The organism is Pseudoglutamicibacter albus (assembly GCF_022346425.1).
Lineage (GTDB): Bacteria > Actinomycetota > Actinomycetes > Actinomycetales > Micrococcaceae > Pseudoglutamicibacter > Pseudoglutamicibacter albus.
In genome coordinates, this window is sequence record NZ_JAKRCW010000013.1 from 45,656 (window position 1) to 71,608 (window position 25,953).

Annotated in this window: 23 protein-coding genes, 1 other RNA gene and 3 pseudogenes; 12 read left to right on the forward strand and 15 right to left on the reverse strand. The window is 59.8% G+C overall.

Annotated features, from left to right (window positions below):
• Positions 1-342 precede the first annotated feature (342 nt).
• Together MHJ63_RS08235 and MHJ63_RS10125 are read left to right on the forward strand one after the other, a co-directional pair.
• Complete coding sequence (locus MHJ63_RS08235; protein ID WP_035754560.1) at positions 343-972, forward strand: GDSL-type esterase/lipase family protein; 630 nt, start codon at positions 343-345, stop codon at positions 970-972.
• A gap of 152 nt (positions 973-1,124) precedes the next feature.
• A complete protein-coding gene (locus MHJ63_RS10125; protein WP_370977432.1) occupies positions 1,125-1,202 on the forward strand; it encodes a 50S ribosomal protein bL37 in 78 nt (25 codons plus the stop codon).
• A gap of 124 nt (positions 1,203-1,326) precedes the next feature.
• Here the strand turns inward: MHJ63_RS10125 and rsrA are convergent, their stop codons facing one another.
• Positions 1,327-1,614 carry a mycothiol system anti-sigma-R factor gene (rsrA, locus tag MHJ63_RS08240; protein WP_035754558.1) on the reverse strand — a complete coding sequence of 96 codons (288 nt, stop codon included), beginning with the start codon at positions 1,612-1,614 and terminating at the stop codon, positions 1,327-1,329.
• Positions 1,611-2,420 carry a sigma-70 family RNA polymerase sigma factor gene (locus MHJ63_RS08245; RefSeq protein ID WP_083285401.1) on the reverse strand — a complete coding sequence of 270 codons (810 nt, stop codon included), beginning with the start codon at positions 2,418-2,420 and terminating at the stop codon, positions 1,611-1,613. The genes rsrA and MHJ63_RS08245 overlap by 4 nt, the downstream gene beginning before the upstream one ends.
• 357 nt (positions 2,421-2,777) lie before the next feature.
• Between MHJ63_RS08245 and MHJ63_RS08250 the strand changes: the two genes are divergently transcribed.
• The 6 genes from MHJ63_RS08250 to MHJ63_RS08275 all read left to right on the forward strand — a co-directional run bounded on the left by MHJ63_RS08250 (position 2,778) and on the right by MHJ63_RS08275 (position 7,778).
• On the forward strand, positions 2,778-3,260 hold the full coding sequence (locus tag MHJ63_RS08250; RefSeq protein WP_239447025.1) for a DoxX family protein: 483 nt from the start codon (positions 2,778-2,780) through the stop codon (positions 3,258-3,260).
• Between the two features lie 75 nt (positions 3,261-3,335).
• Positions 3,336-4,715 carry a 3-phosphoshikimate 1-carboxyvinyltransferase gene (gene aroA / locus MHJ63_RS08255; protein ID WP_239447086.1) on the forward strand — a complete coding sequence of 460 codons (1,380 nt, stop codon included), beginning with the start codon at positions 3,336-3,338 and terminating at the stop codon, positions 4,713-4,715.
• Complete coding sequence (rsgA, locus tag MHJ63_RS08260; RefSeq protein WP_239447034.1) at positions 4,715-5,869, forward strand: ribosome small subunit-dependent GTPase A; 1,155 nt, start codon at positions 4,715-4,717, stop codon at positions 5,867-5,869. Before aroA ends, rsgA begins: the two co-directional genes overlap by 1 nt.
• A 9-nt stretch (positions 5,870-5,878) precedes the next feature.
• Positions 5,879-6,787: a histidinol-phosphatase gene (gene hisN / locus MHJ63_RS08265; protein ID WP_239447045.1), complete on the forward strand. Its 909-nt coding sequence runs from the start codon at positions 5,879-5,881 to the stop codon at positions 6,785-6,787.
• A gap of 146 nt (positions 6,788-6,933) precedes the next feature.
• Positions 6,934-7,392: a fluoride efflux transporter FluC gene (locus MHJ63_RS08270; protein WP_239447047.1), complete on the forward strand. Its 459-nt coding sequence runs from the start codon at positions 6,934-6,936 to the stop codon at positions 7,390-7,392.
• On the forward strand, positions 7,389-7,778 hold the full coding sequence (locus MHJ63_RS08275; protein ID WP_239447051.1) for a CrcB family protein: 390 nt from the start codon (positions 7,389-7,391) through the stop codon (positions 7,776-7,778). The genes MHJ63_RS08270 and MHJ63_RS08275 overlap by 4 nt, the downstream gene beginning before the upstream one ends.
• A gap of 123 nt (positions 7,779-7,901) precedes the next feature.
• Here the strand turns inward: MHJ63_RS08275 and MHJ63_RS08280 are convergent, their stop codons facing one another.
• Complete coding sequence (locus MHJ63_RS08280) at positions 7,902-8,222, reverse strand: putative quinol monooxygenase (protein WP_035754549.1); 321 nt, start codon at positions 8,220-8,222, stop codon at positions 7,902-7,904.
• 5 nt (positions 8,223-8,227) lie between these two features.
• Positions 8,228-9,832 (reverse strand): sodium/proline symporter PutP, encoded by a 1,605-nt coding sequence (putP, locus tag MHJ63_RS08285; RefSeq protein ID WP_070507073.1) that lies wholly within the window; start codon positions 9,830-9,832, stop codon positions 8,228-8,230.
• A gap of 815 nt (positions 9,833-10,647) precedes the next feature.
• On the opposite strand from putP, the pseudogene MHJ63_RS08290 reads away from it, so the two are divergent.
• From MHJ63_RS08290 to MHJ63_RS08305, 4 genes and pseudogenes are all read left to right on the forward strand, one after another.
• Positions 10,648-11,646: pseudogene (locus tag MHJ63_RS08290) on the forward strand (IS256 family transposase); the annotation flags it as partial.
• A 141-nt stretch (positions 11,647-11,787) separates the two neighbouring features.
• Positions 11,788-12,141, forward strand: a pseudogene (locus tag MHJ63_RS08295) (chromate transporter); the annotation flags it as partial.
• Positions 12,142-12,321: 180 nt separating this feature from the next.
• Positions 12,322-12,513, forward strand: a complete 192-nt coding sequence (gene relB / locus MHJ63_RS08300; RefSeq protein WP_035754725.1) for a type II toxin-antitoxin system RelB family antitoxin — start codon at positions 12,322-12,324, stop codon at positions 12,511-12,513.
• The gene (locus tag MHJ63_RS08305) at positions 12,494-12,982 is read left to right on the forward strand and encodes a GNAT family N-acetyltransferase (protein WP_035754547.1); all 489 of its coding nucleotides are present in this window, start codon (positions 12,494-12,496) and stop codon (positions 12,980-12,982) included. The genes relB and MHJ63_RS08305 overlap by 20 nt, the downstream gene beginning before the upstream one ends.
• A 111-nt stretch (positions 12,983-13,093) precedes the next feature.
• Here the strand turns inward: MHJ63_RS08305 and ssrA are convergent.
• The 11 genes and pseudogenes from ssrA to MHJ63_RS08360 all read right to left on the reverse strand — a co-directional run.
• Positions 13,094-13,481, reverse strand: a transfer-messenger RNA (tmRNA) gene (ssrA, locus tag MHJ63_RS08310).
• 128 nt (positions 13,482-13,609) lie between these two features.
• Positions 13,610-14,107 carry an SsrA-binding protein SmpB gene (gene smpB / locus MHJ63_RS08315; RefSeq protein WP_035754546.1) on the reverse strand — a complete coding sequence of 166 codons (498 nt, stop codon included), beginning with the start codon at positions 14,105-14,107 and terminating at the stop codon, positions 13,610-13,612.
• A gap of 96 nt (positions 14,108-14,203) precedes the next feature.
• The gene (locus MHJ63_RS08320) at positions 14,204-15,649 is read right to left on the reverse strand and encodes a M23 family metallopeptidase (RefSeq protein WP_239447053.1); all 1,446 of its coding nucleotides are present in this window, start codon (positions 15,647-15,649) and stop codon (positions 14,204-14,206) included.
• Between the two features lie 96 nt (positions 15,650-15,745).
• Positions 15,746-16,678 carry a permease-like cell division protein FtsX gene (ftsX, locus tag MHJ63_RS08325; protein WP_035754542.1) on the reverse strand — a complete coding sequence of 311 codons (933 nt, stop codon included), beginning with the start codon at positions 16,676-16,678 and terminating at the stop codon, positions 15,746-15,748.
• The gene (gene ftsE / locus MHJ63_RS08330) at positions 16,675-17,436 is read right to left on the reverse strand and encodes a cell division ATP-binding protein FtsE (RefSeq protein WP_239447055.1); all 762 of its coding nucleotides are present in this window, start codon (positions 17,434-17,436) and stop codon (positions 16,675-16,677) included. Before ftsE ends, ftsX begins: the two co-directional genes overlap by 4 nt.
• Positions 17,437-17,655: 219 nt before the next feature.
• A complete protein-coding gene (locus MHJ63_RS08335) occupies positions 17,656-18,192 on the reverse strand; it encodes a hypothetical protein (protein WP_239447057.1) in 537 nt (178 codons plus the stop codon).
• Positions 18,193-18,208: 16 nt separating this feature from the next.
• On the reverse strand, positions 18,209-18,793 hold the full coding sequence (locus MHJ63_RS08340; protein WP_239447059.1) for a DUF402 domain-containing protein: 585 nt from the start codon (positions 18,791-18,793) through the stop codon (positions 18,209-18,211).
• A complete protein-coding gene (gene dxs, locus MHJ63_RS08345; protein WP_239447068.1) occupies positions 18,790-20,790 on the reverse strand; it encodes a 1-deoxy-D-xylulose-5-phosphate synthase in 2,001 nt (666 codons plus the stop codon). Before dxs ends, MHJ63_RS08340 begins: the two co-directional genes overlap by 4 nt.
• Before the next feature lie 293 nt (positions 20,791-21,083).
• Complete coding sequence (gene acnA / locus MHJ63_RS08350; RefSeq protein ID WP_239447077.1) at positions 21,084-23,789, reverse strand: aconitate hydratase AcnA; 2,706 nt, start codon at positions 23,787-23,789, stop codon at positions 21,084-21,086.
• Positions 23,790-23,944: 155 nt separating this feature from the next.
• Positions 23,945-25,543 (reverse strand): class I SAM-dependent RNA methyltransferase, encoded by a 1,599-nt coding sequence (locus MHJ63_RS08355; RefSeq protein ID WP_239447079.1) that lies wholly within the window; start codon positions 25,541-25,543, stop codon positions 23,945-23,947.
• A 2-nt stretch (positions 25,544-25,545) separates the two neighbouring features.
• Positions 25,546-25,953 (reverse strand): annotated as a pseudogene (locus MHJ63_RS08360) (DNA-binding protein); the annotation flags it as partial.

The following is a 25,953-nucleotide window of genomic DNA, read 5'->3' on the forward strand; positions in this document are numbered from 1 at the left end:
TACTGCGCATGTAACCGGCTTGGCGGGCCCGTCACTTACCTTGACAGGATGTGGCGGGCTCACCGCTCTAACACCAGCGCTTTAACGCCAGTGGTCTAACACCTCCGGTTGAGGCTCACTGTTTTCACAGCGCCGTTATACCTTGGTCCTGTATCGTGACTGCGTTAGCGCTCTATCGTGACTGCTTTAGAGAAAGCATCACCGTCTGGGCCGCTTTACTGCGGCTCCTGAGGGTTTTGTGATGCTCTTCTCCGCGCCGTTGCACGTTTGCAGCCGAGCACGCCGGTAGAGTGAACACGGCGGAGCACATAGTTTCGCTCTTTCCGTTGAAGTAGACGGAACATGAGACCCAGTCGAAAGGATGTTGGCGTGGATTCCCGAGCCATCCGTTTAGTCGCTGTTGGCGATGAGTTGCTGGCCGGCCACGGCGACCCCCGTGCTTTGGGGTGGTTTGGGCGTGTGCTTGCCAGCACGCCGTCTGAGTCAGCGCAGGTGACCCCTTTTGCTCTACCTGCGCCTGCCGAGACCACCGAGCAGCTTGCCGAGCGCTGGCTGGGTGAAGCGCAGCGCCGCTTCGATGATGATGGCGAAAACCGTTTGGTGCTGGCACTCTCCGATGCGGATGCAACCTACGGGGTGACCACGGCACGGTCTCGACTGAACTTGGCGAACATCTTGGATGCATCAACCCAACTGGGATTGAGCACGTTTGTGGTGGGCCCTCCCCCGCGGCTTGACCCTGACCACAACAAGGAGATCGCCCGGTTGTCTGCTGCGTTCGCTGACGTTACGACGCGCCGCAACCACTTCTATGTGGACACGTTCCGTCCGCTGGAGAAGCATGAACAGTACCGCGCGGATTTGACGTCTAATAACGGCGAGGTGGGCCAGCAGGGCCACGGTTTGATGGCGTGGCTTGTGATGCACCGCGGCTGGTTCACGTGGCTTGGTGTTCCCGAGCCGACCCGCTAACTTTCATACTCGCCCCCGAATCATGCGATAATGGACGGAATCGCCCTGTATCGCAGACGCAAACGCTCTGTGTCGCAGATGCAAGCACTATGTGCGCGGTACATGAGCGTCACGAAGTGTTCACAGATGTATGAGGTTGTAAGGAGGACGCGATGAGCAGCAAGCGTGCACGTAAGCGCAAGGATCGCCGCCGGAACAAGGCGAATCACGGTAAGCGCCCTAACACCTGATCGTGATTGATCATTAAACGCGTGTGGGTCTGCGTTCCACTTTTCGTGGATAATGCAGACCCACACGCGTTTATTGTTGGCGCTAGCTGTGAACGGCGCTACTGCCGTCTGCTACACCTATTCGCTAGGCGCTTTCTTGCATCGAACCTTCTTGCACCGGGTCCTTGATTTCTTCTAGCCGGTCCAAGATGCGCGTCTTGAGTTGCTCTGGGGCGGCGTCGTGGCAGCTGCGGCGCACGACGTTGCGTATGATGCATTCCAGGTCATAGACGCTACGGCATTCTTCACAGCCTTCGAGGTGGGCGCGCACTGCGTCAACGCCGTCGGCTTCCAGCACACCATCGAGGTATTCGTAGATGCGTTCAAGCCGGGCTTCAGTGCAACCACCGAGTTCGTTGCAGCCCTGAGTCATGATTGCTCCTTATCCGAGACCTTCTTGGTCGACTTCTTTCCGTTCTTTTTAGCCCCTGTAGTTGATTCGGTTCTGCCCACCGCATAGTCGCTGAGCATCTCTCGCAGCTGTCTGCGGCCCCGATGCAGCCGGGACATGATGGTGCCGATGGGCACACCGAGGATGTCAGCTGCTTCCTTATAGGGGAAACCTTCTACGTCCACGAAGTACACGGCGAGCCGGAACTCTTCCGGGATCTCCTGCAGAGCCCTCTTGACTTCTGAATCCGGTAACGAGTCGAGTGCTTGGGCTTCTGCAGAACGCAACGCTTGATCGCCGCGTTCGATCTGCGCACCTAGTTGCCAGTCCTCCACCTGGTCAGTTCCGGAGCGGATCGGTTCGCGTTGCCGCTTCCGGTACAGGTTGATGTAGGTGTTGGTGAGGATCCTATATAGCCAGGCACGCAAATTAGTTCCGGGCTTGTACTGGTGGAAGGAGGCATACGCTTTAGCGAACGCCTCCTGCACGAGGTCTTCAGCATCAGCCGGGTGCCGGGCCATACGCAAAGCAGCCGAATACAGCTGATCAACATATTTGAAGGCGTCGCGTTCAAAACGTTCACGACGCTCTTCAGTAGTCTCCTGGTCAGGATCCACCGGGCCCGAAGCCGACTGTATTGGCTCAGGCTGCGCCGTTGGCTCGGTTTGCTGTGTTTCTTCAGCGTGCGTGGAGTGGTGTTCCGAGGCGCCGGCTTGTGAGACATCGCCTGGTTGGATGTCTTCGGCTTCGTAGCTTTCGAGCGCTTCGTGGTTGTGTGTGCGTGCCATCCCGGCTAATGCTACTTGGTTTGCCGGAGTTCCAGCGTGAGCTGGCGCCGTTGTCGTCACTGCCTGTACTGGCAACGCCGGAGGGGATGTTTCTGGTGTTTCCATAGTTGAAACCATGTGCACTCCCCTTCCTTATGCCGTCGCTGGCACGAACACCGCCTTAGTTGTCAATGCACATAACGGAAACATGGTGCAAAGTATTCCCTAACGCTGTGTGGCGGCCCTATTGTTGCTGGGTTTGTGCGTGGATTATGTGCTTTGCGGGGTGTGCTCATGAAAAGATGGAGCACATATCTACCCTGCGGGTGGTGAGTGCACGTTGCATGCGTGCGCCGGCACCTGCGTATTGGAGGAAATATGAGCCTTGTACGCCGTGTGGCCCGCCCGTTGTTGGCGGCTCCGTTCATTACTGCTGGTGTGGCGCATCTTCGTGCACCAGAGCGCACCGGTAACGGCTTGCGTCCGCTTTTGGACAAGGTGTCAGATGTTGTGCCGCAGGCTCAGTCTGTAGCTGAGAAGCCTGAGCTGGCTGCCCGGGTTTTGGGTGGTATTCAGGTGGGTGCTGGCGCGTTGTTGGCGATGGGCCGTATGCCGCGTTTGGCTTCGGCTTTGATCGTTGCGGCTCAGTCGGCCACGTTGTTGGCTGACGGTGTTCCACATCATAAGGATGGTTCGCGTGCCCTGGCTGTGACCACGCAACTGGGCCTGACAGGTGGCGCGCTATTGGCTGTGGTTGATACTGATGGCAAGCCGTCACTCGCCTACCGCACACAGAAGGCATCGAAGAAGGCGCGGAAGCAGGCTAAGAAGGCTGCTGACGCGGCTGGTTTGTCGTCCTAATCATGGGGTGTCCCCTCGGCTGGCGGTTGCTGGTTGAGGGGACGCTTTTTATTTGAAGGGTTTTATTTGGCTTCCATGCACTCGACGTTGTGGCTGGCTCCCGCTAAGGATGGCCCGCTGGATGCTGTTGTTGAGATCCCGGGTTCTAAGTCTCTAACGAACCGTCACCTGGTTCTGGCGGCGTTGGCTGATGCGCCAACGCGTGTGGTGGGGGCTTTGCGCTCACGTGACACCGATTTGATGGTTGAGGCGCTCTCAGCGTTGGGTGTCGGTTTTGAGTGGGTGGATTCTTCAACGTTGTTGGTCACGCCTCTGGGTGAGGAGGCGTTGCAGGAGCGGTCCCCGGTTTCGATTGATTGTGGGCTTGCAGGTACGGTGATGCGTTTTGTGCCGTATGTGGCGGCGTTGTTGCGTAGGCCAGTGACGTTTGATGGGGATGCGGCTGCTCGTGTACGCCCGATGGATGCTGTGATCGCGGGTTTGCGTGCCCTTGGCGCGGATGTCGCGGGTGGTGAGGATGATTTCCTTCCGTTCACGGTGACCGGCTCTGACCGGGTTGCCGGTGGCGAGATTTCCTTGGACGCATCGGGTTCGAGCCAGTTTGTATCGGGCCCGTTGTTGGTGGGTGCGCGTTTGCCGCGTGGTTTGGTGGTGCGGCATGCCGGTGGCGCGGTGCCCTCGCCGCAGCATGTTGAGATGACGGTTGAGACTCTGCGTGCTGCCGGCGTGGATGCTTCGGTGGGTGCTGACGGTGTTTCGTGGTCGGTGGCTGCTGGCTCGATCACGCCGGGTGATGTTGTGGTGGAGCCTGATTTATCGAATGCTGGCCCGTTTTTGGCGGCGGCGTTGGTGTGTGGTGGCCGGGTTGCGATTCCGCGCTGGCCTGCGTCGACTACACAGATTGGCGCTGAGTGGGAGAGGCTTTTACCGCGTTTTGGGGCACGCGTGCACCGGGAGCCGGATGCGTTTGGGACTGAACAGTTGGTGGTGACTGGCGGGGAGAGGATTTCTGGGGTTGAGGCCGATGGCCTAGCTGAGTTGGCGCCGACGGCTGCGGCTTTGTGTGCGCTGGCTGATGGGCCGAGCAGGTTGGGTGGTATTGCTCATTTGCGTGGGCATGAGACGGACCGTTTGGCTGCGTTAGCGACGGAGCTTTCGAAGGTGGGTTCGCCGACTGTGGAGACCGAGGATGGGTTGGTGATCAGCCCTACAGGCGAGCTGCGGCCCACCGTGTTTGGCTCGTATGAGGACCACCGGATGGCTACCGCGGGCGCGATCATCGGCTTGGCCGTTGATGGCCTCAAGGTCGAAAACATCGAGACCACTTCGAAGACGATGCCCGACTTCCCTGGAATGTGGTCTGACATGCTCTCACAGAAGGCTATCGACTTCCCCGGCACCGAGGACCCCTCAGCCGGCCAAGCGTCAGTTGACACCCAGTGCGGTGGGCAGTGATGGCGCGGCGCGAATGGTCTGAGGAGGACGTCCGCATCCGTCCGAATAAGCGTGGAACCAGGCCGCGGACCAAGGACCGGCCGGCACATGCTGATGCGGTGTTGGCGATGGTCGTGGGCGTTGATCGCGGCCGCTACCGTTGCGTGCTCTTAGATGAGCCCGGCGCAGGTGCTAGTGGGTCCGGGTCGAAGAAGGCCCAGCGTGCGCGCCAGAAGCAAGTTCAGGCTGAGGGTGGGCGCCGCATCGTCGTGACGGCGATGCGTGCTCGTGAGTTGCGTAGGCAGGCGATCGTGGTGGGCGATCGTGTGCGGCTCGTAGGGGATGTCTCTGGCCGTGAAGGTTCGTTGGCGCGTTTAGTCCGTGTTGAGGAACGGTCCTCGTTGCTGCGGCGTAGCGCGGATGATTCTGATCAGGTAGAGCGCGTGATTGTCGCCAACGCTGATCAGCTGGTGATCGTGGTGGCGGCGGCGAATCCGGAACCGCGGACGGGTTTCATTGATCGAGCGTTGGTCGCGGCCTCGGATGCGGGGATCGATGCCGCGTTGGTGATCACCAAGACGGATCTTGCTGACCCGTCGCTGCTGGTTGAAACGTATGAGGGGCTGGGCGTTCAGGTTGTGACGTCGGGTTCGGCCGAACACCCAGACGACGTCGCCTCGCGGCCCCTGGATGCGGCGGCACAGCAGCGGCTGCGTGAGTTGTTGGATGGTCGGCTGTCTGCCTTGATTGGGCATTCGGGTGTGGGCAAGTCCACGCTCATCAACGCCCTGACCGATGCTGAGCGTGAGACGGGGGCTACGAACGCTGTGACGGGCCGCGGCCGTCACACATCTTCGTCCGCTGTTGCAGCTCATTTGAGTGGCGGTGATCCGGGCTCATGGATCGTGGACACGCCTGGGATCCGATCTTTCGGGATGGGGCATGTGGATGATGAGAACATCCTCAACGCGTTCACTGACCTTGTGCCCGCGACGGCAGACTGCCCGCGCGGGTGCACGCATGCGGCTGATGAGCCGGAGTGCGCGCTGGATGCGTGGGTTGCCGAGGAGAAGGCCGGTCCGAGCGGCCACGCCCGTTTGGCTTCGTTGCGTCGCTTACTCGCGTCTCGTCAAGGGGATGTCAACGATGAGGACCTCAAGACGTTGGGTGGCTAGGGTATGAATATGACCCACACAACCGATACCCCCTCCCTATCTGGTGGTTCTGCCTCGCATAACACAGCTGCCTTGCCTGACGCCGCTACCCTGGCTGATGATCTTGCGTTGGCGCATGAGCTTGCCGATGCCGTGGATGCTTTGACGATGGAACGTTTCGGCGCCGCTGATCTGTATGTTGAGACCAAGCCTGACGCGACGCCTGTCACGGAGGCAGATCGACAGGCTGAGCAGCTGATCCGTGAACGCCTTTCCCAGGCGCGTCCGGGGGACGCGGTGTTCGGTGAGGAGTTCGGTTCCACGGGGGATTCGAACCGGGTGTGGATTATTGACCCGATCGATGGCACCAAGAACTTTATGCGCGGTGTTCCGGTGTGGGCCACGCTGATCGCGTTGGTTGAGGACGGCGAGGTTGTGGTGGGCCTTGTTTCGGCCCCGGCGTTGGGCCGCCGCTGGTGGGCTTCTGTAGGCGGCGGCGCGTTCACGGGTGCTTCGCTGGATGAGGCTCGCCGCATCGGGGTTTCAGGTGTTGCGAAGCTTGAGGATTCTTCGTTTTCGTATTCTTCGCTCACGGGTTGGAAGGCCCGCGGGTGGCTTGATGGCGTGCTGGCTATCAGCGATACCGTGTGGCGTACGCGTGCTTACGGTGATTTCTTCTCGTATTGCTTGGTCGCTGAGGGGGCCGTGGACTTCGCGGCCGAGCCAGAGCTGAATCTATATGACATGGCCGCGCTCGTGCCGATTGTGCGTGAGGCTGGTGGTGTCTTCACTTCCTTACAGGGCGAGGATGGCCCGTGGGGTGGTAACGCGATCGCCTCGAATGGATTGTTGCATGATGCGGCGTTGGACGTGTTGGGAACCCGCGGGGCGGAGCGCACCCCTACTCCCCTGCCGAACCATCAGCACAGCGCTGAATAACGGTTCTCCGAGTTCTCTTCTGACCTGCCGTCCCTTGTGCCACGCAGTTCTTGCCCCACCGTGCCTTGTGCCCCGGTTCCGTCTCTGACTTTCTTCCAGACCCCACCTTCCCAGATAAGCGTTCCCACGTAAGTGTTCCTAGTTACATGAGCTCTCCCCGTCGCGTTACTACTGCTGCATGGCCGATCTATATGGCCGTGTTCTTCGGTGGCGCGTTGGGTGCGGCTGTGCGTGAGTCCCTAGTTTTGTTTGGCGAGGCAGCGCAGTGGCCTGAGAACCTGATGATTCTTGTAGTGAATTGCGTGGCCTCACTGTTTCTGGGGTGGGCTACCGGCATGTGGGATCGCGGCCGCGGCATGGGCGGGAACTCGGCGGCCTTGAGGTGGCGTTCCTTCATTAGCCCGGGTTTTGTGGGCGGTTTCGGTTCGGTGTCCGCGGTGACGCTGCTCGCCTCGGATATCGTGGGCGATCTCGGTGTGCTCTCGCTTCACGTCGGCGCGGCCCTCGTGTGCGCTGGTGTCGGTTTCTGGCTTGCCAGGTTCTGGAAGCCTCGCGGCTCTTATATGCGGCCAGAACTGTGGACTTCTGGTGGTGATGACCGGTGAGTGCGTGGTTGACCATTCTGACCGTGAGCGTGGCTGGCGGGCTGGGTTCTGTGGCTAGGGTGTGGTTTATTCGCCAGGAAGAGCAGGCGCGGGCAGACGGGAGGATCACTTCGAAGTTCCCATGGGGGATGTCGATTGCCAACACGCTGTCGTGTTTCATTTTTGGCGTGTTCACGGGTGGGTTCGCGGATCAAGCGTGGGCTGTGCCTGTTTTGGCGGGGTTCTGCGGCGGGTTCTCCACGATCGCATCCGTTGCGACCACCGCTATTTCCTCGGCACGTGAGAGAGCGTGGCTGAGGAGTTTTGCGATTCTTGCCGCGATCCTTTGTCTGGCTGTTCCGGCGGCGTATCTCGGCCTAGTGATCGGTAAGGCTGTCTTCCTGTAAGCGCGCCGTACGTGTTTGCTTGAACCTTAGGTGTTTGCTTGATGCATATAGCGCGAGGGCGGGAACGTGTCTGGAACACGTTCCCGCCCTCGCGTATTGAGCCGTGGCTAGCAGGCGTAGAGCCTAGTCGATGCGCAGTTCGCCCATCTTGTCCCAGCCTTCGCCTTCGACTTGCCGGGAGACGATGTCTGGGGTTTCAACCAGGAATGGCTTCATGGATTCCAGGCCTTTCGCGAAGTGTTCGGAGTTCACGTGGGCTTCGCCCGCATCGTCCTTGAACGCTTCAACGAGCAGGAACACGGTTGGGTCCTGCGGGGCCCGGTACCACTCGAACCAGAGGTTGCCTGGCTCGCTGCGGGTTGCCTGGGTGAACTCCGCGACGGCGTCGAGGAAGTCTTCGGCTTTCTCGGGCTTCACTTTGTATTTCACGTTGATCAGGATCATGGTCCCTATGCTTTCATGCCAGGCTCGGCTTGGCCAGGGTTCGCAGTGTCACCGGCCGCATTGGCGCCGGCGGCCTGCACGATCGGCACTGCCTGGGTTGGGGCTTCCATGTGGCGGAAGCCGGCGAGTTCCTTCTCACCTGGTGCTGGCGTGAGCAGGGAAACCACTACCGCGAGCACGAGGCAGGTCAGGAAGCCTGGGACGATCTCGTAGAGCGGCTCGGAGAGTGCTCCGCCGAAGGTGGAGAGGGTTTCGCTCTTGCTCCAGACGAACGCGACGGTCGCGCCACCAACAATGCCGGCCATCGCACCCCAGTTGGTGAGGCGCTTCCAGTAGAGGCTGAGCACCACGACTGGGCCGAATGCGGAGCCGAAGCCTGCCCACGCGAATGCGACGAGGCCGAGCACGGTCGCGTTTTCTTCCAGCGCAAGCACTGCCGCGATGATCGCGACGATCAGGACTGCGAGGCGACCCAGCCACAGCTTCGTGGTCTTGGACATGCCTGGCTTGAACACCAGCGCGAGGTCCTCAACGAGTGCAGAGGAGGTCACGACCAGCTGGGAGGAAATGGTCGACATGATCGCTGCGAGAACAGCTGCGAGTACGAAACCTGCCAAAAGTGACGGCATGAGGTTCTGCGCGAGGTCGAGGACCACGGTCTCAGCGCTCTTGGTGTCGGTGAGCTGCTTGTCTTGGTTGAGGTTGAAGTAGGCGATACCGGCCATCGAGGTCACGATGACGCCGATCACGGAGAGCACCATCCAGCCGACACCGATCGCGGCACCCCAGCGGGCGTCGCGGGAGGAGCGTAGCGCCATGAAGCGGATGATGATGTGCGGCTGGCCGAAGTAGCCAAGCCCCCACGCGGCGGCGGAGACTGCACCGACGATAGTCCCGCCCTTCATAAGGGAGCCGAAGTCTGGGTTGACGCTCAGCACGCCGTCAATGACTTGCTGTGGCCCGCCAACGGAGATCACGGCAAGCACTGGGACGACGAAGAGGGCCGCGAGCATGATGAGGCCCTGAACCGTGTCGGTGTAGGTTGCGCCGAGGAAGCCGCCGAACATCGTGTAGGCGAGCGTGATGCCTGCGACAAGCAACATACCGGTCAGGTAGCTGCCGTTGAACGCGGACTGGAAGAACTTACCGCCAGCGGTCATACCGGAGGATACGTAGAAGGTGAAGAACACCAGGATCACGATGCCGGAGACGATGCGCAGGATGCGGGACTTATCGCCGAGGCGGTTTTCGAAGTAGCTCGGGATGGTGATGGAGTCGTTGGTGACTTCGGTGAAACGGCGCAGGCGTGGCGCGACGAAGATCCAGTTGAGTGCCGCACCAATGGTGAGGCCGATCGCCATCCATGCCTGGAACATACCCATCATGTAGAGGGCACCAGGCAAGCCCATCATGAGCCAGCCGGACATGTCAGACGCGCCAGCGCTGAGTGCCGCGGTGAATGGGTGCAGGCGGCGGCCGCCGAGCATGTAGTCGTCGCCGTCGTCGGTTTTCTTGAAGGCGTAGTAACCGATCAAGAGCATCGCTATGAAGTAGATGATGACGGCGATGAGTTTGTATGAGCCGTCAGGACCCAATCCGAATAAGTCCATGTGTTCCTCCGGTTTATCCTCTCGTCATGCTTGATGCATCGGGTTTTATTCCGTTGGTGACTGGACAGACGCGTCATCGTTTCCGGACAACCGTCCAACAGCCTTTGACAATATTTCCAATGTTCAGTTCTCAGCGTCCGCACTTGAGGAAGCACTTGTGCTGAGGCCAATGAGCCACCTTACAGTCATTGCGTTAATGATGCACGCTCATCGGCAGTATTTGATCCTGACATTCCTCAACCGTTGAGAGATACACTTCAGTTTTAATGCATCTTGCTATCAACTGATCTTGTTTATTGGATCTTCAAACCCTGCTTTAGATAGGTCTCACCTTCCTGAATATTTTTCGTGATATATGTCATACTACTGCCGTTCTGGGCACTTTCGAGGGTTGCCCCCGCGTTGCGATATGTCTTAACCCTCGGAAACTTGTACAAGTCAGAATTGTGTCATCAACGCTTAGGAGTTTCCGCTCTTCATACCCATGATTTCTTTATGAAGAAAACTGGATCAGTGGCAGCATTTCCGCTTGCATAGCATTCTCCCTTGTACTGGGCTTATCCGCTTGCAGCGCTGAGAGCAAACAAGGGCACTCCCCCGACACTCCATCATCTCCGGAAAACTCGGCCACTGAAACTTCAGCTTAGGATGACCCCTTCTATAGTGATTCCTCGGAGAATCCAGCTTCTGACTTTAACGACCCCTTTGCGACCTATTCATTCGAGAACTCCGGTTCGGATTCTGTAGACGATTCTGCTGATCTACTGCAAGAGGACGACAACAGGGTCGAAACTCACAACGTCGGAGACGTAATCAAATCGCCGTCAGCCGACATCACCGTCGTGGCCGACTGCTACCTCGCAGGCGTCTCCACCAAATGGCTGGATAAACTCGTCAAAACCCTCGGCATTGACTCCCTGTCGAAGTCGCAGGTTTCACGCATGGCCACCGAGCTCGACGAGCACGTAGACCAGTTCCGTCACGAACCCCTTGATGAGGCCGGTCCCTTCACCTTCGTTGCTGCTGATGCGCTATCCATTAAGGTCCGTGAGGGCGGACGGGTGATCAACGCGGTCGCCCTCATCGCCACCGGTGTTAATGCTGACGGCCGTAGGAAAGTCCTCGGCCTACGGGCCCAACCAGTAAGACTGGGGCAGCGCGGACCAGCTTCTTAGCCGACCTCGTCGCGCGCGGCCTGACCGGTGTGCGTTTAGTGACTTCTGATGCTCACCCGGGCCTGGTCGAGGCGGTCGCGGCAAACCCGCCTGGAGCTTCGTGGCAGCGGTGCCGCACGCATTACGCGGCGAACCTCATGAGTGTGCGCCCCAAGAGCTACTGGCCGGCAGTCAAAGCGATGCTGCACTCGGTCTACGAGCAGCCCGAGGAGGCCAGTGTTCATGCCCAGTTCGACCGGCTCTTGGACTACGTTAGCGACAAGCTGTCTGCTGCTCATGATCATCTGGATGCCGCACGTGCCAGTTATCCTTGCCTTCACTGGATTCCCAATCGCGGTGTGGGCCCAGATCTGGTCCAACAACCCCAACGAACGCCTCAACCGTGAGATCCGGCGTCGTACCGATTCGGTGGGGATCTTCCCCAACCGCGATGCGATCATTCGCCTTGTCGGCGCAGTCCTTGCAGAGCAGACTGATGAATGGGCCGAAGGCCGACGCTACCTCAGCCTCGATTTCCTCACCCGAAGCCGCTTCCAAGCCGTAGATAATTCCAGGATCGAAGTCAGCGACGAATACACACACACGAACTCAGCGCTGACCACCCCCTGCGTGTGCCCGTCTCGAAGACCGCTGGTCTGATCAGCGCTGGTCTGTTTACGGTCCTGCTGATGGGGCTTCCCCCTGCTGGCCGGCATGGCTGCGAACCCGTGGGTTGCAACTGCCGAGGCGTTCTACAGGTCTGGCGCGCTGGTTTTCGGGGGTGGGCATGTGGTGCTGCCGATGCTGCAGGGAGAGCCCGCAATTGCCGAGGCGGTAAGCCAAGATCAGTACCTTGCTGGCTATGGGGCGGCGCAGGCAGTTCCCGGTCCGCTGTTCACATTCGTGGCATTTTTGGGGTTCAACATGGAAGCCGGGGCCTAGGCGTGGCTCAGCTCCGCACTTGCGCTGATTGCTGTTTTCCTCCCCGGAGTGCTGCTGGTGGTCGCCGCGCTGCCGTTCTGGGCTGCGGTACAGACAAGCCCGCTGGCCCGCTCTAGTGTCGCGGGGGCGAACGCCGCTGTTGTCGGGATCCTCGCAGGCGCTCCCATCACCCCGGTTGTCACTTCAGCTATTACGGGGCTCGCTCCCCTGCTGATTGCACTGGCTTGTTTGGCACTGCTCATGCTGGCTAAGTGGCCGGCGTGGGCTGTTGTTGCTGATCGGCGCAGTGACAGGGCTCGCAGCACACCTCATTGGGGCGTAGGTGGGCGGCTTTCGAACGGTTGTGTCAGTGCTGCTGAATACACTTTCTTCGAACAGCGAGAGGAGCACGGCATGAACACGATAACTGTCGAACTGTCCGATGAAGACGCAGCCCTTGTTCGCAAGCATGCCGACTTTGAAGGCGTCACGATTTCTGACTTCGCCCGGTCAGCGATCTTGGATAAAATCGAAGACTCCTGCGACCTACAAGAACTCCGCGAAGCAATTGCGGAGGAAGGGAACAATGACTGCACTCACGACTGAGCGGCTGATACTTCGCCCGCCCCAGGATGGAGATGAAGACGCCGTCTTCACTATCCATTCGGACCCAAGGACCTACCAGCATCGCCCTGAACTGGCGATGAAGAATCGCGAAGAAGCCTCCGAGCTGCTGGCCGCATGGCAGCGCAACTGGTCAGAGGACGGAATCGGCTACTTTGTCGTCACCCGCGATTCAGCCGACATCATCGGCTTCACCGGCCTGCGCTTCTCAGAAGAACAGGGCGAACAGGTGCTCAACCTCTACTACCGTTTTGCGCCCGAATCCCAAGGAAAGGGATACGCGGCCGAGGCCGCGGCCGCCGCCAGCGACTGGGCACGGCAGATGCACCCCGAGCGTCCAATTGTGGCGATCATCGATCCAAGCAACGCCCCGTCTGCCAAGCTGGCTGAAAAGCTCGGTCTACACTTGGAAACTGCAGACCATGAACAAGGCCACCTGTACCGGCTTTGAGCACAACCCCTTGCAGGGCTTAGGCGTACTGGAACGCTGGCCGACGGCTGTTGAATAGCGCCAAATAAAAAGTCTCGGGACACCGCATAAGCGATGTCCCGAGACTTATCAGAGTGGAGGCGGCGAGAATCGAACTCGCGTCCGATGTGGTGTTGCCAGGACTTCTCCGGGCGCAACACTGTTTCAGGGCTTCTCAGTCCCAGAGACCATCACCAGTGCAAGTGGTCTGTGGTTACCCTGTGGACTCAGCCGCTAGAAGTTGTCGCGAACACGCTCACGGCAAGCGTGCTCACCAGTGGCTACCTAGCTGACGTCAGAAAACCGGGGCGATAGCAACCCCGGGCTGACGGACTCGGTCACTGCAATTAGGCAGCGAGAGCGAAGTCAGTGCGCTTAGATTCGGCACTTATTGTTTTGCAGAGAACGTTAACGAGATGACTCTACATTCTCGGCCCGCTTCCCCTGTCGCGACTCACATCGTCGAAACCAAGTCGCCCCCATATTCAATTACCCCCACCCACCCAACCAACATCACACACAAAACTCGTGCGCCTGTCGGATGCCTCGGTGGGCTGAACATTGCACTCACCGCGATGAGTGCAGGAATCTATACTACACGATGCTTCGCTAGGCGACACCCGCACGGCGGTTCCGTGCACGCAACGCGCGCAGCGCCTCACGATTGTCCTGCTTCTCCTTCAAGGCGTGGCGTTTATCCCACTCCTTCTTACCGCGCACCAAAGCGATCTCTAACTTGGCGCGGCCCTCCTTGAAATACAGGCTCAGCGGCACAATCGTCAGTCCCGCCTCATCCACGCGGCGCTCGAGCTTCACAAGCTCCTTACGATGCAACAACAACTTCCTGCGCCGCCTCGCAGCATGATTAGTCCAGGAACCATTCAAGTACTCCGGGATATAGAGCAACTCAGCCCACAACTCACCCCGGTAAAAGGTGCAGAAACCCTCCGCGAGAGACGCCTTCCCCTCACGCAAAGACTTCACCTCAGTACCCGTCAAAACCATCCCGGCTTCATAGGTATCCAGGATCTCGTAATCATGCCGCGCCTTACGGTTGGTCGCGACCACGTGATTACGTTGATCTTTAGTCTTCTTCTTATTCGCCATGATTGATCAAGCTTAGCGAATCCCGTACCCCACCGCTGACACGGCGGTGCTCTCCGGCCAATCGCTCACCCCACAAGCCGGGGCGTAGCTCGCCTGCTACCAGAGCAATCCGGCTGGGTTGCGGTGCTGGCCATCGACCACCGTCTCAAAGTGCAAGTGGCAGCCCGTCGAGTTACCCGTGGTTCCAACGTAGCCGATCACCTGGCCCTGCTTGACCTGCTGCCCCACCCGAACCGCTGTGCGGGTCATGTGGTTGTAGTTGGTCGTCAACGCATGCCCGCGCACGATGTTGTGGTCAACAGACACGGTGATGCCGTGGCTGCCGTTCCAGCCTTCCTGCATGACGCGGCCGGAAGCCGAAGCAACAATTGGCGAGCCGCACGCTGAACCCCAGTCGATACCTGCGTGCAGGTAGCCGCCCAAGCCGCCATAATCAATGGTCCCGGCAGGGGTTGGCCGCCATCCGAAACCTGAGGTGATCGGTCCACTCGCAGGCACTATGAGGCCCCAGGTTCCCTTCGAAACGGTCTTGGACGGCTTCGTGTTAGTTGTAGCAACCGTCGCCTTCTTTTGCGCGGCTTGAGCCTTAGCGCGCAACGCGGCAGCGTTCCTAGCCCGGCGCCGCTCTGCAGCAGCTGCCTCACGCTTAGCCCTCTCAGCGGCCTCTCGCGCCTTCCGGGCGCGCTCCTCCGCTTCACGCTTCAAACGTTCCTGGCGTTCCTTGATCGCTTGGTTGATCTTCTGCTGTTCAGCCTTCTGATCTTCAAGCTGCTGATGCGCTTTGGACTTCGCGTCCTCAAGCTCGCTCTGCGCGCTCTCCGTATCAGCCAGCAACTTCTCCAGATCAGCCTTCGCCGCATCGGCGGCTTCACGCGCCTGTGTCTGACGCACGAGTGCGGCATCAGCTTGCTTCTTCAAACCAGCGATCTCATCTTCAACAGCACTCAAACGGGCGGTAGCGTTACGCTGCTCCGCGCCGCGGCCCAGAAGTTCGTTGAGTTCACGGTTCTGGGCCCGAGCCAAACGCGAGGAAACCTCAACCGAGTTCGCCCACTTATTCAAATCATTGCCGCGCACCAACAACCCAAAATCGGAGCCTTCAAGCCCACCGGACTGATACGCGCGCGCCGCTAGCTGGCCGGTGAGCTTACGCTGTTCATCGGTCATGGCCTTGGTCTTCTCCTGGGCCTCAACCATTTCCGCACGGGATTTCTCCGCGGCCGCTAAACGCCCCTGGAGCTGCTGGACTTCCGAACGGGCAGCGGATTCGGCCGCCTCAGCGTCCTGCACCGCCTGCTCAGCCGAAGGAAGCCTGTCCTGGAACTTCCGCAGCTTCTCCCCGTTCTTCTGCAGCATCGCATTGACACTCTCGAGGTCCTTCTCGGTGCCTGCGATCTGTTTCTCGATGCGGTCCTTACGGTCATCAAGCTTGTCAGCGTTAGCCGGCACAATACCCAGCGATACTGTCAGGCCGGCCACCACACCAGCCGAAATCACCGCGGCGAGCTTGCCGCGGCCAGTCAGAGAAGCATCATGTTTCATAAGAGCTAACGTCCTTCCATAAAATGCCCCACTCGGAGAAGACATTCACCTTGTACGCAACGGCGCCAACAGAACTGGTTTCTGCGTGCACCCGAACTAGACCTTCAAATAACGGCGCAGCGTTATAAGCGAACTCAAGCCGGCCAATACAACACCAATCAGAATCAACAGTGGCGCAAGCCAGAGCATCACGGAGGCGTCAATGAACGCGATCGTCGGATTAGCCACGGCCAACCGGTCCTGGATCACAAACTGGACAACCGCCCACAGAACACCCGACGCCAAGAGGCCACCGAGCGCTGCCGCGATCATGCCTTCAAGCACAAACGGCAACTGAATCAGCGTCTTCGAGGCACCCACCAGGCGCATAATCCCGGTCTCACGGCGGCGCGTGAAGGCCGAGAGACGAATGGTTGTAGCGATCAGCAGCACCGCAGTCACGATCATCACGATCGCAATCACGATCGCCACGATCGATGCCCCATTCATCAAAGAGAACACGCGTTCAAGGATCTGGCGTTGATCAGCAACCGAATCCACGCCGGCAACCGTGGAGAACCTCTCGTTGATGACCTCGTACTTCTCAGGGTCCGTCAACTTGATCCGGTACGAACTCGGCAGCTGATCCGCTGTCACGTTCTCTGCCAGCGCGGTGCCGTCGTATTGCTCCCTGAAGTGCTTGAGAGCCTCGTCCTGAGACTCGAAATAGAACTCATCAACATACGGCTTCATGTCCGGCGACTTCAGGATCTCTTCGATGCTTTCCTTCTGAGCATCCGTCACCGAGGCAACATTGCCATCGCCATCCACCACGCAGTTACGCGAATCGGAAGAGGAGTTACACAGGTATACCGCTACCTGCACTTTGTCGTACCAGTAGCCCTTCATCTTCGAGACCTGGGACTGCAACAGAATCGCAGACCCCACAAACGTCAACGAAACCAAGGTCACCAGAACAACCGAGACGATCATCGTCACGTTGCGACGAAGACCAGAGAAAATCTCTCCGAGAACGAAAGACAACCTCACAGCTCGTCCTCCTCAGAATCAAACGGCGCGAACGCCTGCGATGCTTGAGACGGGATCGCGGGCACGTCATCGCCCTTCGCGTGGTACACGCCGCCGTGCTCGTCGCGGATCACTTCCCCATTGGATAGCTCAATCACGCGCTTACGCATACGGTTGACGATCTCGTCATCGTGGGTAGCCATCACCACTGTGGTGCCGTTCTGGTTGATCTTGTCCAAAATATCCACGATGCCGCGGCTGGTTTCCGGGTCGAGGTTACCCGTGGGCTCATCAGCCAAGAGGATCGCAGGGCGATTCACCACGGCGCGTGCAATCGCTACACGCTGCTGTTCACCACCCGAAAGCTCATGCGGCAGACGACCCCCCTTGCCTTCAAGGCCCACCATCTTCAAGACCTCAGGGACCGTCTGGCGGATCATGGCGCGGGAACGGCCAATCACCTGCATCGCGAACGCGACATTCTGAAACACCGTCTTATTCGGCAACAGCCTGAAGTCCTGGAACACCACGCCAATATTGCGGCGTAGCTTAGGCACCTTCCACTGTGGGAGGCGATCAACATTGACACCAGCAACGTGAACAGACCCGCGGGTTGTGCGCTCTTCACGCATCACCAAACGGATAAACGTCGATTTACCGGAACCCGATGCGCCCACCAGAAACGCGAAATCGCCGCGATCGATCTCCAGATCGACATCACGCAACGCCGGGTTATCAGGCGCGTCATAGACCTTAGTCACATGGTCAAAACGAATCATTAAAGGCTCGCAACCGGAACCGGCCGTCGGCGCACGGCCCTCATGGTCCGGCGATGGGTCGGGGAAGCTCACGCCGAGTTTCAATCATAGATCGAAACTGTAACCATTTTGTGACCCATCCAGGCGTGTTGAGCTGGAACCTAGCTCATTCACACCAGAAATACAGCTTTGATGTGACCCGTCAGAATTTCACTGCACTGTTAGAGCTTCACCGCGTTTTTAGAAGTTCACCGTGCGTTGCTTGCCGGGTTCAGCGGCTGGCGCCTGGGTCATCGTCATCTTGTTGAAGTCGGGTCGTGCATTCTCACGCACACACGTCGCGATCGCCTTGACCGCGGGCTTCGGCGCAGTCGTGACCACGCGAATCAACTGTTCCCGGCCTTCGTATTCTGGTTCTTCAACCGTGCCAAGGCCTCGCCATGCCAGATGCCCACGCAACGCGTCAGCGACCTGTGCGCCACGGGTCTTCTCTCGCACGCCCGGCTGCGCGGCTTTCAGCGGGAAGCGCACCACAATATAGAACTGCTCAGACTCCGGGACTTCCCGGTAACCGTCTTCGGCGCACTGCTGCGCGAACGCCGCCAGTAGCCGCTCCCCTTCTTCAGGCTCCACACTGTCCTGAACGATCGGGGTGTCCGATTCAAAACCGACCTTGCCTGCGTTCACCACAAACTGGCCAGTTTCTTCATCCCACCAGGCCTCACGGAACAGCTGCGGTCCGGACTCTGGAATGTTATAAGCGCGAATGATCGGCATGATTCTCCTCGTTGCCCTAAGCCTTGACCATGGCCCGCCCTTGCGCGAACCGTTCCTCAACACGTCCATCAAACGGAGCCAGCTTCTGTCCCACTTGCTCCAGGAGCCCGGAGGCCTCACGTGACATCGCCGCAATCAACTGCCGCGGATAGCCCATGCTCACCTGGTGCTCGGCGAACTCGTCTTCGTCATCAAGATACACGCCAGTCGTAGTGCGGTCGATAACATCCAAATCCATGTCAATCGAGTTGACTTCCCAGCCGCCATCACTCAAGCGACGCCATCCGATCCTCGTGGACACATCGATATACAGCTTCAAGCCACGACGATGCCCGCCCGGATAGAAGGTCGCGACCCACTCACCGGTGCCTGGAACCAAAACCACAGCATCCTCATGGGCGAAGAACGCGACCCCGGGCCTGGAAACGAAAATCCCTTGGGGCTGATACACCCACACACCATGCTCATCCTGGCCTAAGCACATTCCATACGTGACCCAATGCGGGGAACCATCGAATTTCCACGCACGCGTCACAATAGGTTCGCCCACAACAACGTCTTCCGGGTTGCGGGCTAAACCTTCCGGGATGCCCGCCTTCACTCGCGCCGCCCGTGGTCCACGGCGGTAGCCTCAGCCTCCGCCGTGCTAGCTTCCGCAGCGTCGGCTTCGCGTGCTCGAGGCACCCGCTCGCCACGCATGGATTCCAGGACCTGGCTCACCACGCCATCGACCGTGATACCCGCGTCGGCGAGTATCTGCTCCCGGGTTCCGTGCGCCAAGAACTGATCCGGCACACCCACCTCGTTCAAGCCAGTATCCACGCCCACAGCGCGCATCTCTTGCCGGTAGCGTGAACCCACGCCACCGGCTCGGATCCCGTCCTCAAGCGTGACCACCAAGCGATGCTCAGCCGCCAAGTCAGCGATGCTACGGGCGAACGGAAGCACCCAGCGCGGGTCCACCACCGTCGCGCCAACCCCGTGCTCACGCAACCGTTGCGCGACCTCGACCGCCATAGGAGCCAACGCACCGATACCAACCAACAGCACATCGCGCTGGCCCTCAGCCGGCTCAACCAAAACATCCACGCCGTCTTCGGTGCGGCGCACCGGCGTCAACTCCTCAGTCACTGCACCCTTAGCGAAACGCACCACACTCGGAGCGTTCTGCACCGCCACCGCTTCCCGCAACTGCTCACGCAGGCTCGAAGCATCCCGTGGGGCGGCAAGCCGCAGCCCAGGGATCGACTGAACCAACGCCATATCCCACACGCCGTGGTGGCTCGCCCCATCAGGGCCCGTGACTCCCGAACGATCCAGCGTGATCGTGACACCCGCCTGATGCAAAGCGACATCCATCAGCAACTGGTCATACGCCCGGTTCATGAACGTCGAATACAACGCGACCACCGGATGCGCCCCACCGAAAGCAAGGCCAGCGGCACTAGCGATCGCGTGCTGCTCGGCGATGCCTACGTCAATGACCCGCTCAGGGAACTCTTGCTTCATAGCGGTCAAGCCAACCGGCTGAAGCATCGCCGCAGTGATCGCCACGATATCCTCACGCTCTCGAGCAAGCGCGAGCATCTCAGAGCCGAACACATCCGTGAAGCTCTGCGCGTCAGACTTCTTGACCGGCAGACCCGTCTCTGGGTCGATCACCCCGACAGTGTGGAACTGATCCGCCTCATCCTCACGGGCCGGTGCATAGCCGCGGCCCTTCTGTGTCAGCGCATGCACCAGAACCGGGCCGTTGAACGCCCGAGCGGCTTTCAACGCGTCTTCAAGATCCTCAATCGAGTGCCCGTCGACCGGGCCAATGTACTTCAAACCGAGGTCAGCGAACATCGGCTGCGCTGCCCAATAGTCCTTGAAAGACTCCTTGATCGCATGCAGAGACTTATAGGTTCCTCGCTGGAACGCGTTGCCGTGCTTGAGTTTCTCCTTCAAGAACCGCATGGTCTGCACATACTTGCGTGAGACCCGCACCTGGTCGATCTTCTTACGCACCTGAGCGGTCACGCCATCCATAGTCTTAGCGAGCCCACCCACCGTCGGTGCATACGAGCGGCCGTTATCGTTGACCACGATGATCGCTTTCCGGCGCTCATCGCCTGCGATGTTGTTGAGCGCTTCCCACGCCATACCGCCAGTCAACGCGCCGTCGCCAATCACACCCACAGTCCAGCAGTCGTCTTGACCCGCCAGTACTCGGGCACGGGAGATTCCATCAACCCACGAAAGCGAGCTTGAGGCGTGGGAGGACTCCACGACATCGTGCTCAGATTCCTCACGCGAAGGATAGCCAGACAAACCACCTTTTTGGCGTAGCTGATCAAAATCCTGGCGGCCCGTGAGCAACTTATGGACATAGCTTTGATGCCCCGTATCGAACACGAGGGTGTCTTTCGGGGACTCGAAAACGCGGTGTAGCGCCATCGTCAATTCGACAACGCCAAGGTTAGGGCCTAGATGTCCACCGGTTTTTGCTACGTGCGTGATGAGGAACTGCCGAATCTGTTCCGCGACATCAATCAGCTCTTCCCGATCCAAGGCTCGCAGATCTTCAGGCGAGGTGATGCTGCTGAGGTGTGGCACCCGGCTCGTCCTCCACTTCTGTTGTCTAAATTGCCGCAAGCCGAAAACCCGCAAGGCAAGCGGCGCGGCTGATAGGCATCCGTACTAGTTTAGCCCGCCGGTAGCTTGAATATGACTGCCAAATGAACACAGCGCTTAAACGCGGGGATGGCCCAAGCACGTAGCTTGGGCCATCCCACTGCTATGCGTCGCTACCTATGAGCGTCGCTACCTATGAGCGGTACCGGCTCTATGGTGGCGGGCTCACTTGCTTTAGCCTGCCACCACGCCAGCCAGTTGTGCCCTCAAGTGAGTTACTTGTTGGCGGCGATGTTGCGCAGAACGTACTGCAGAATACCGCCGTTACGGTAGTAGTCAGCTTCACCTGGGGTGTCGATGCGCACCACTGCATCGAAGGTGGTTTCCTTACCGTCTTCACCGGTAGCGGTGACCTTGACGGTCTTAGGTGTGGAGCCGTTGTTGAGCTCACTGATGCCCTCGATTGCGAAGGTCTCGGTGCCGGTGAGGCCCAACGATTCAGCGGACTCGCCTTCAGGGAACTGAAGCGGCAGAACACCCATACCGATCAGGTTGGAGCGGTGGATGCGCTCGTAGGAGACGGCGATGACTGCCTTGACACCCAGAAGGGCGGTACCCTTCGCAGCCCAGTCACGGGACGAACCGGAACCGTATTCGGCGCCAGCCAGAACAACGAGCGGGGTGCCCTGCTCCTTGTAGTTCATAGCCGCGTCGTACACGGTGGACTGTGGGCCGTCAGCCTGGGTGAAGTCGCGGGTGAAGCCACCTTCGACGTTATCCAGCAGCTGGTTACGCAGGCGAATGTTCGCAAACGTACCGCGAATCATCACCTCGTGGTTACCGCGGCGGGAACCGTAGGAGTTGAAGTCCTTACGCTCAACACCGTTCTCCAGCAGGTACTTACCGGCTGGGGTGTCAGACTTGAAGGAACCTGCAGGCGAAATGTGGTCGGTCGTGACCGAATCACCGAGCTTGAGCAGAACGCGTGCGCCCTCGATATCTTCAACTGGCTCTGGCTTCTCGCCCATGCCTTCGAAGTAAGGAGGCTTACGTACATAGGTGGACTCTGCGTCCCACTCGAAGGTGTTGCCTTCAGGGGTGTCCAGGGACTTCCAGCGCTCGTCGCCGTCGAAGACGGATGCATAGTCCTTCTTGAACATGTCCGAGTCGATCGACTCAGAGATGACCTTCTCAACCTCGGTTGGGTTAGGCCAGATGTCCTTCAGGAAGACGTCGTTGCCGTCTTTGTCCTGGCCCAGGGCTTCGTTCTCAAAGTCGAAGTCCATGGTGCCTGCCAACGCGTAAGCGATCACCAGCGGCGGAGACGCCAGGTAGTTCATCTTCACGTCAGGGTTGATACGGCCTTCGAAGTTACGGTTACCGGAAAGAACCGAAACCGCGGTGAGGTCGTTGTCCTGAACAGCCTTGGAGATCTCTGCCTCGAGCGGGCCGGAGTTACCGATGCAGGTCGTGCAACCGTAGCCGACCACGAAGAAGCCGAGCTTCTCGAGGTACGGGATCAGGCCGGACTTCTCGTAGTAGTTGGTGACAACCTTGGAGCCTGGAGCCACGGACGTCTTGACCCATGGCTTGGAGGTCAGGCCCTTCTCTACCGCGTTGCGTGCCAGCAGCGCTGCCGCGAGCATCACGGATGGGTTGGAGGTGTTGGTGCAGGACGTGATCGAGGCGATCGAGACGAAACCGTGGTCGAGGGTGAACTCGCGGCCGTCGTCCATCTTCACATCCACTGCTGCCGATGGGCGGCCCTTGCCAGCCTGATCGCGGCCATCGGAGTAGTTCTCGATGTCCTTGCGGAACTGCTCCTTCGCGTTCGTCAGCTCGATGCGGTCCTGTGGGCGCTTCGGGCCAGCGATGGACGGAACAACGGTCGAGAGGTCAAGTTCGAGGTACTCGGAGTACTCCGCCTCGTTCTCTGGGTCATGCCACAGACCCTGCTCCTTGGCATAAGCCTCAACCAGGTCGATGTTCTCCTGTGGGCGGCCGGTCAGGCGCAGGTAGTCCAGGGTGACTTCGTCGATCGGGAACATCGCCGCGGTCGAACCGAACTCTGGCGACATGTTACCGATGGTCGCGCGGTTAGCCAGCGGAACAGCGGAAACACCCTTGCCGTAGAACTCAACGAACTTACCCACAACACCGTGCTTACGCAGCATCTCGGTGATGGTGAGCACCACGTCGGTAGCGGTCGCGCCAGCTGGGATCTCGCCCGAGAGTTTGAAACCAACAACGCGTGGGATGAGCATCGAGACCGGCTGACCGAGCATCGCGGCCTCAGCCTCAATACCGCCAACACCCCAACCCAGAACACCCAGGCCGTTGACCATGGTGGTGTGAGAGTCAGTACCAACACACGTGTCTGGGTATGCGCGGACAACGCCGTCAACCTCACGGGTCATGACGGTGCGTGCCAAGTATTCGATGTTGACCTGGTGGACAATACCGGTGCCTGGAGGGACAACCTTGAAATCATCGAACGCGGTCTGGCCCCAGCGCAGGAACTGGTAGCGCTCGCCGTTGCGTTCGTATTCGATCTCCATGTTGCGCTCGAGCGCGGCTTCGTTACCGAACTTGTCGATCTGCACGGAGTGGTCAATAACCAGCTCTGCTGGTGCGAGAGGGTTGACTCGCTTGGCGTCCCCACCCAGATCCTGGATGGCTTCACGCATGGTTGCCAGGTCCACGATGCACGGGACACCGGTGAAGTCCTGCATGATGACGCGGGCTGGGGTGAACTGGATCTCCGTGTTTGGCTGTGCCTTTGGATCCCAGTTGCCAAGGGCCTCGATGTGCTCCTTGGTGATGTTCGCGCCGTCTTCGGTACGCAACAGGTTCTCAAGCAGGACCTTGAGGCTGAATGGAAGACGCTCAGAGCCCTTTACGGCATCCAGGCGAAAAATTTCGTATTCGGTGCCCTTGACGTTGAGTACGTCCTTGGCGCCGAAGCTGTCCACGGTTGTCATGGATCTCCTCTCGCAAGTGATCTGTCATGAGCGGCGGCGCTGGTGTTGGCGCCGTTCGGCTCAACGCAGTTATGTCTAAGCCTACCGTTTCGCTCGGGCTGTTTGGTTTCTGTGACACAAACTAGCCGCGTGCGGGCAGACACATTGCCGGGTGGCTATGGGGTTGGGGTGAAGAGCGCGATGGTTTCGATGTGGTGGGTATGCGGGTAGAGGTCGCGGCCGGTGAGAGATTCGAGCCGGTAGCCTCCGCGGACCAGCTGGCGTGCATCGCGCGCGAATGCCGCGGGATCGCATGCGACGTAGACGATGCGGCCCGGCTCGAGCGCGAGCATCCGGCTGATCGCTGACTTGCCTGCCCCGGCCCGCGGCGGGTCAAGCACGATGCCGTCGATACTGGCGTTGCGGTGGCGTCGATTTCTTCCGCCGCCACCGTTGTGGCCCAGCTGTGCGAGGGCGCGTTCGACTCGGTCTTGCACGATGCGGGCTTGTGGGGCGTCCTTGAGGTTGCGTTTGGCGTCCCTGTGGGTTCCTGGGGCGCCTTCGATCGAGATAACCTCGCCGCGCTCCCCTACCGCATCGGCGAGCGCGGCGGTGAACAGTCCTGCTCCTGCGTAGAGGTCGAGCCAGCGTTGCCCAGGTTGGGCTTGGGCATAGGTCATGACGTCATGCATGAGGGTTTCGGGCGCGGAGCTGTGGATTTGCCAGAACCCTTCGCCTGTGACCCGGTAGCTGTAGGAGCCGGCGGTTGGTCTCTGGCCCGTCTGTCTCTGGCCCGTCTGTCTCTGCGCCAGCTGTGTCTGGGCTGTTTGCGTGGGCACGGATTGGATGGGCACGGATTGGGTGAGCACGGTTTGGATGAGCCATGTGCGGCCGGTGATGCGTTCGACGCGGCCGCGGCCGTCGCTGGCTGCTCCCCCAACCTGGTTGAGCAGAGCGATCGAGGCGGCTGGCGCATCGTGGTCTTGGTTGGCGGTGGTGTTGCTAGCGATGTGGTTGGTGAGCCGTTTGATCGCTGAGCGTGCTGCGCGGGTTTCTTCCCCGGTCTCGGTGAGTGTGGGTACTGCGAGGATGAGGGGTGGCTCGTTGGTGTTGGAGACGGCGAGCTCTATCTTCTCTAGCCCCGTCAGATCAACCTCGCCGAGTTTCAGCGCCGCAAGTTTCGGGTGTTCTAGCGGCATGGTGGGGGTTGGGATGAGTGCGTGGCTGCGGGCTTGGCGCATTGCGATGCGGCCTTGTTCATCGATCGCATAGGCCATGCGGGTGCGCCAGCCGAGCCCGCCAGCGGTGTCGGTCAGTGGCGGTAGCACGCCGCTGTATTCGGTTTCGTTGACGTCGATCCCGCCGATGCGCGCTAGCTGTTCTGCCACGATGCGGGTTTTGAGCTCGCGTTGATGAGCTAAGTCGATGTGCCCGAAGTCCGCACCGCCCGGCACGGCCACCCTGCCCGCTTCTGTAGTGCCGCGGCCGAGCGGGTCGGCTGCCGGCCACACGTGTGGGACACGGTGCGGGGAGGCCTCATGCACGGCTACGACGTCGCCGCGCCACATGCGAGCCTCGGGGTCCGGGTTGCTAACCCGCACGGTGACCCGCTCCCCCGGAATCCCGTAACGGGCGAACACCACGCGGCCATCATCGGCGCGCCCTACGGACTCACCGCCGTGGGCGATCCCCGTCAGCACCAGGTCAAGTTCAACCGGTAACGGCTCAACCGGTGACGGCTCGGCTTGTGACAGCTCATTGTCATTATCAGTCATGCTTAGGAACCTTCCTGTGCGGCACCGACCTGACCGGCAGTTGAATCAGAGATATCTTGTTCCAACCCGATCTGCCACGGAACTGTAGCGATCACAATCCCCGGTTCAAGCCGCAGATGTGAATGCAACCGTGCAACAACCTGGTTGTGTACCAGCCGTTCCCACGCGTGCTCAACCACGTACTCCGGAACAAACACCGCAACGATTTCCCGCGGCTTCTCTGCCCTGATCCGCCGGATGTGATCCACGAGCGGGCCCGCGACATCGCGGTACGGAGAAGCAAGAACCGTCAGCGGGACCGGAAGGTGTGCCTCCTCCCAGCTGTCGATGAACCGGGCGGTCCGCTCAGGCTCGGTGTCCACGAGGATGCATTCCAGCCGCGCCGGCCGCATCCCCCGGGCATACGCGAT

Bases quoted from the DNA above. Each gene is read 5' to 3' on its own strand.
- MHJ63_RS08235 (WP_035754560.1), top strand. From the start codon at position 343: ATGAGACCCAGTCGAAAGGATGTTGGCGTGGATTCCCGAGCCATCCGT.
- MHJ63_RS10125 (WP_370977432.1), top strand. From the start codon at position 1,125: ATGAGCAGCAAGCGTGCACGTAAGCGCAAGGATCGCCGCCGGAACAAG.
- rsrA (WP_035754558.1), bottom strand. From the start codon at position 1,614: ATGACTCAGGGCTGCAACGAACTCGGTGGTTGCACTGAAGCCCGGCTT.
- MHJ63_RS08245 (WP_083285401.1), bottom strand. From the start codon at position 2,420: ATGGCACGCACACACAACCACGAAGCGCTCGAAAGCTACGAAGCCGAA.
- MHJ63_RS08250 (WP_239447025.1), top strand. From the start codon at position 2,778: ATGAGCCTTGTACGCCGTGTGGCCCGCCCGTTGTTGGCGGCTCCGTTC.
- aroA (WP_239447086.1), top strand. From the start codon at position 3,336: ATGCACTCGACGTTGTGGCTGGCTCCCGCTAAGGATGGCCCGCTGGAT.
- rsgA (WP_239447034.1), top strand. From the start codon at position 4,715: ATGGCGCGGCGCGAATGGTCTGAGGAGGACGTCCGCATCCGTCCGAAT.
- hisN (WP_239447045.1), top strand. From the start codon at position 5,879: ATGACCCACACAACCGATACCCCCTCCCTATCTGGTGGTTCTGCCTCG.
- MHJ63_RS08270 (WP_239447047.1), top strand. From the start codon at position 6,934: ATGAGCTCTCCCCGTCGCGTTACTACTGCTGCATGGCCGATCTATATG.
- MHJ63_RS08280 (WP_035754549.1), bottom strand. From the start codon at position 8,222: ATGATCCTGATCAACGTGAAATACAAAGTGAAGCCCGAGAAAGCCGAA.
- putP (WP_070507073.1), bottom strand. From the start codon at position 9,832: ATGGACTTATTCGGATTGGGTCCTGACGGCTCATACAAACTCATCGCC.
- relB (WP_035754725.1), top strand. From the start codon at position 12,322: ATGAACACGATAACTGTCGAACTGTCCGATGAAGACGCAGCCCTTGTT.
- MHJ63_RS08305 (WP_035754547.1), top strand. From the start codon at position 12,494: ATGACTGCACTCACGACTGAGCGGCTGATACTTCGCCCGCCCCAGGAT.
- smpB (WP_035754546.1), bottom strand. From the start codon at position 14,107: ATGGCGAATAAGAAGAAGACTAAAGATCAACGTAATCACGTGGTCGCG.
- MHJ63_RS08320 (WP_239447053.1), bottom strand. From the start codon at position 15,649: ATGAAACATGATGCTTCTCTGACTGGCCGCGGCAAGCTCGCCGCGGTG.
- ftsE (WP_239447055.1), bottom strand. From the start codon at position 17,436: ATGATTCGTTTTGACCATGTGACTAAGGTCTATGACGCGCCTGATAAC.
- MHJ63_RS08335 (WP_239447057.1), bottom strand. From the start codon at position 18,192: ATGCCGATCATTCGCGCTTATAACATTCCAGAGTCCGGACCGCAGCTG.
- acnA (WP_239447077.1), bottom strand. From the start codon at position 23,789: ATGACAACCGTGGACAGCTTCGGCGCCAAGGACGTACTCAACGTCAAG.
- MHJ63_RS08355 (WP_239447079.1), bottom strand. From the start codon at position 25,543: ATGACTGATAATGACAATGAGCTGTCACAAGCCGAGCCGTCACCGGTT.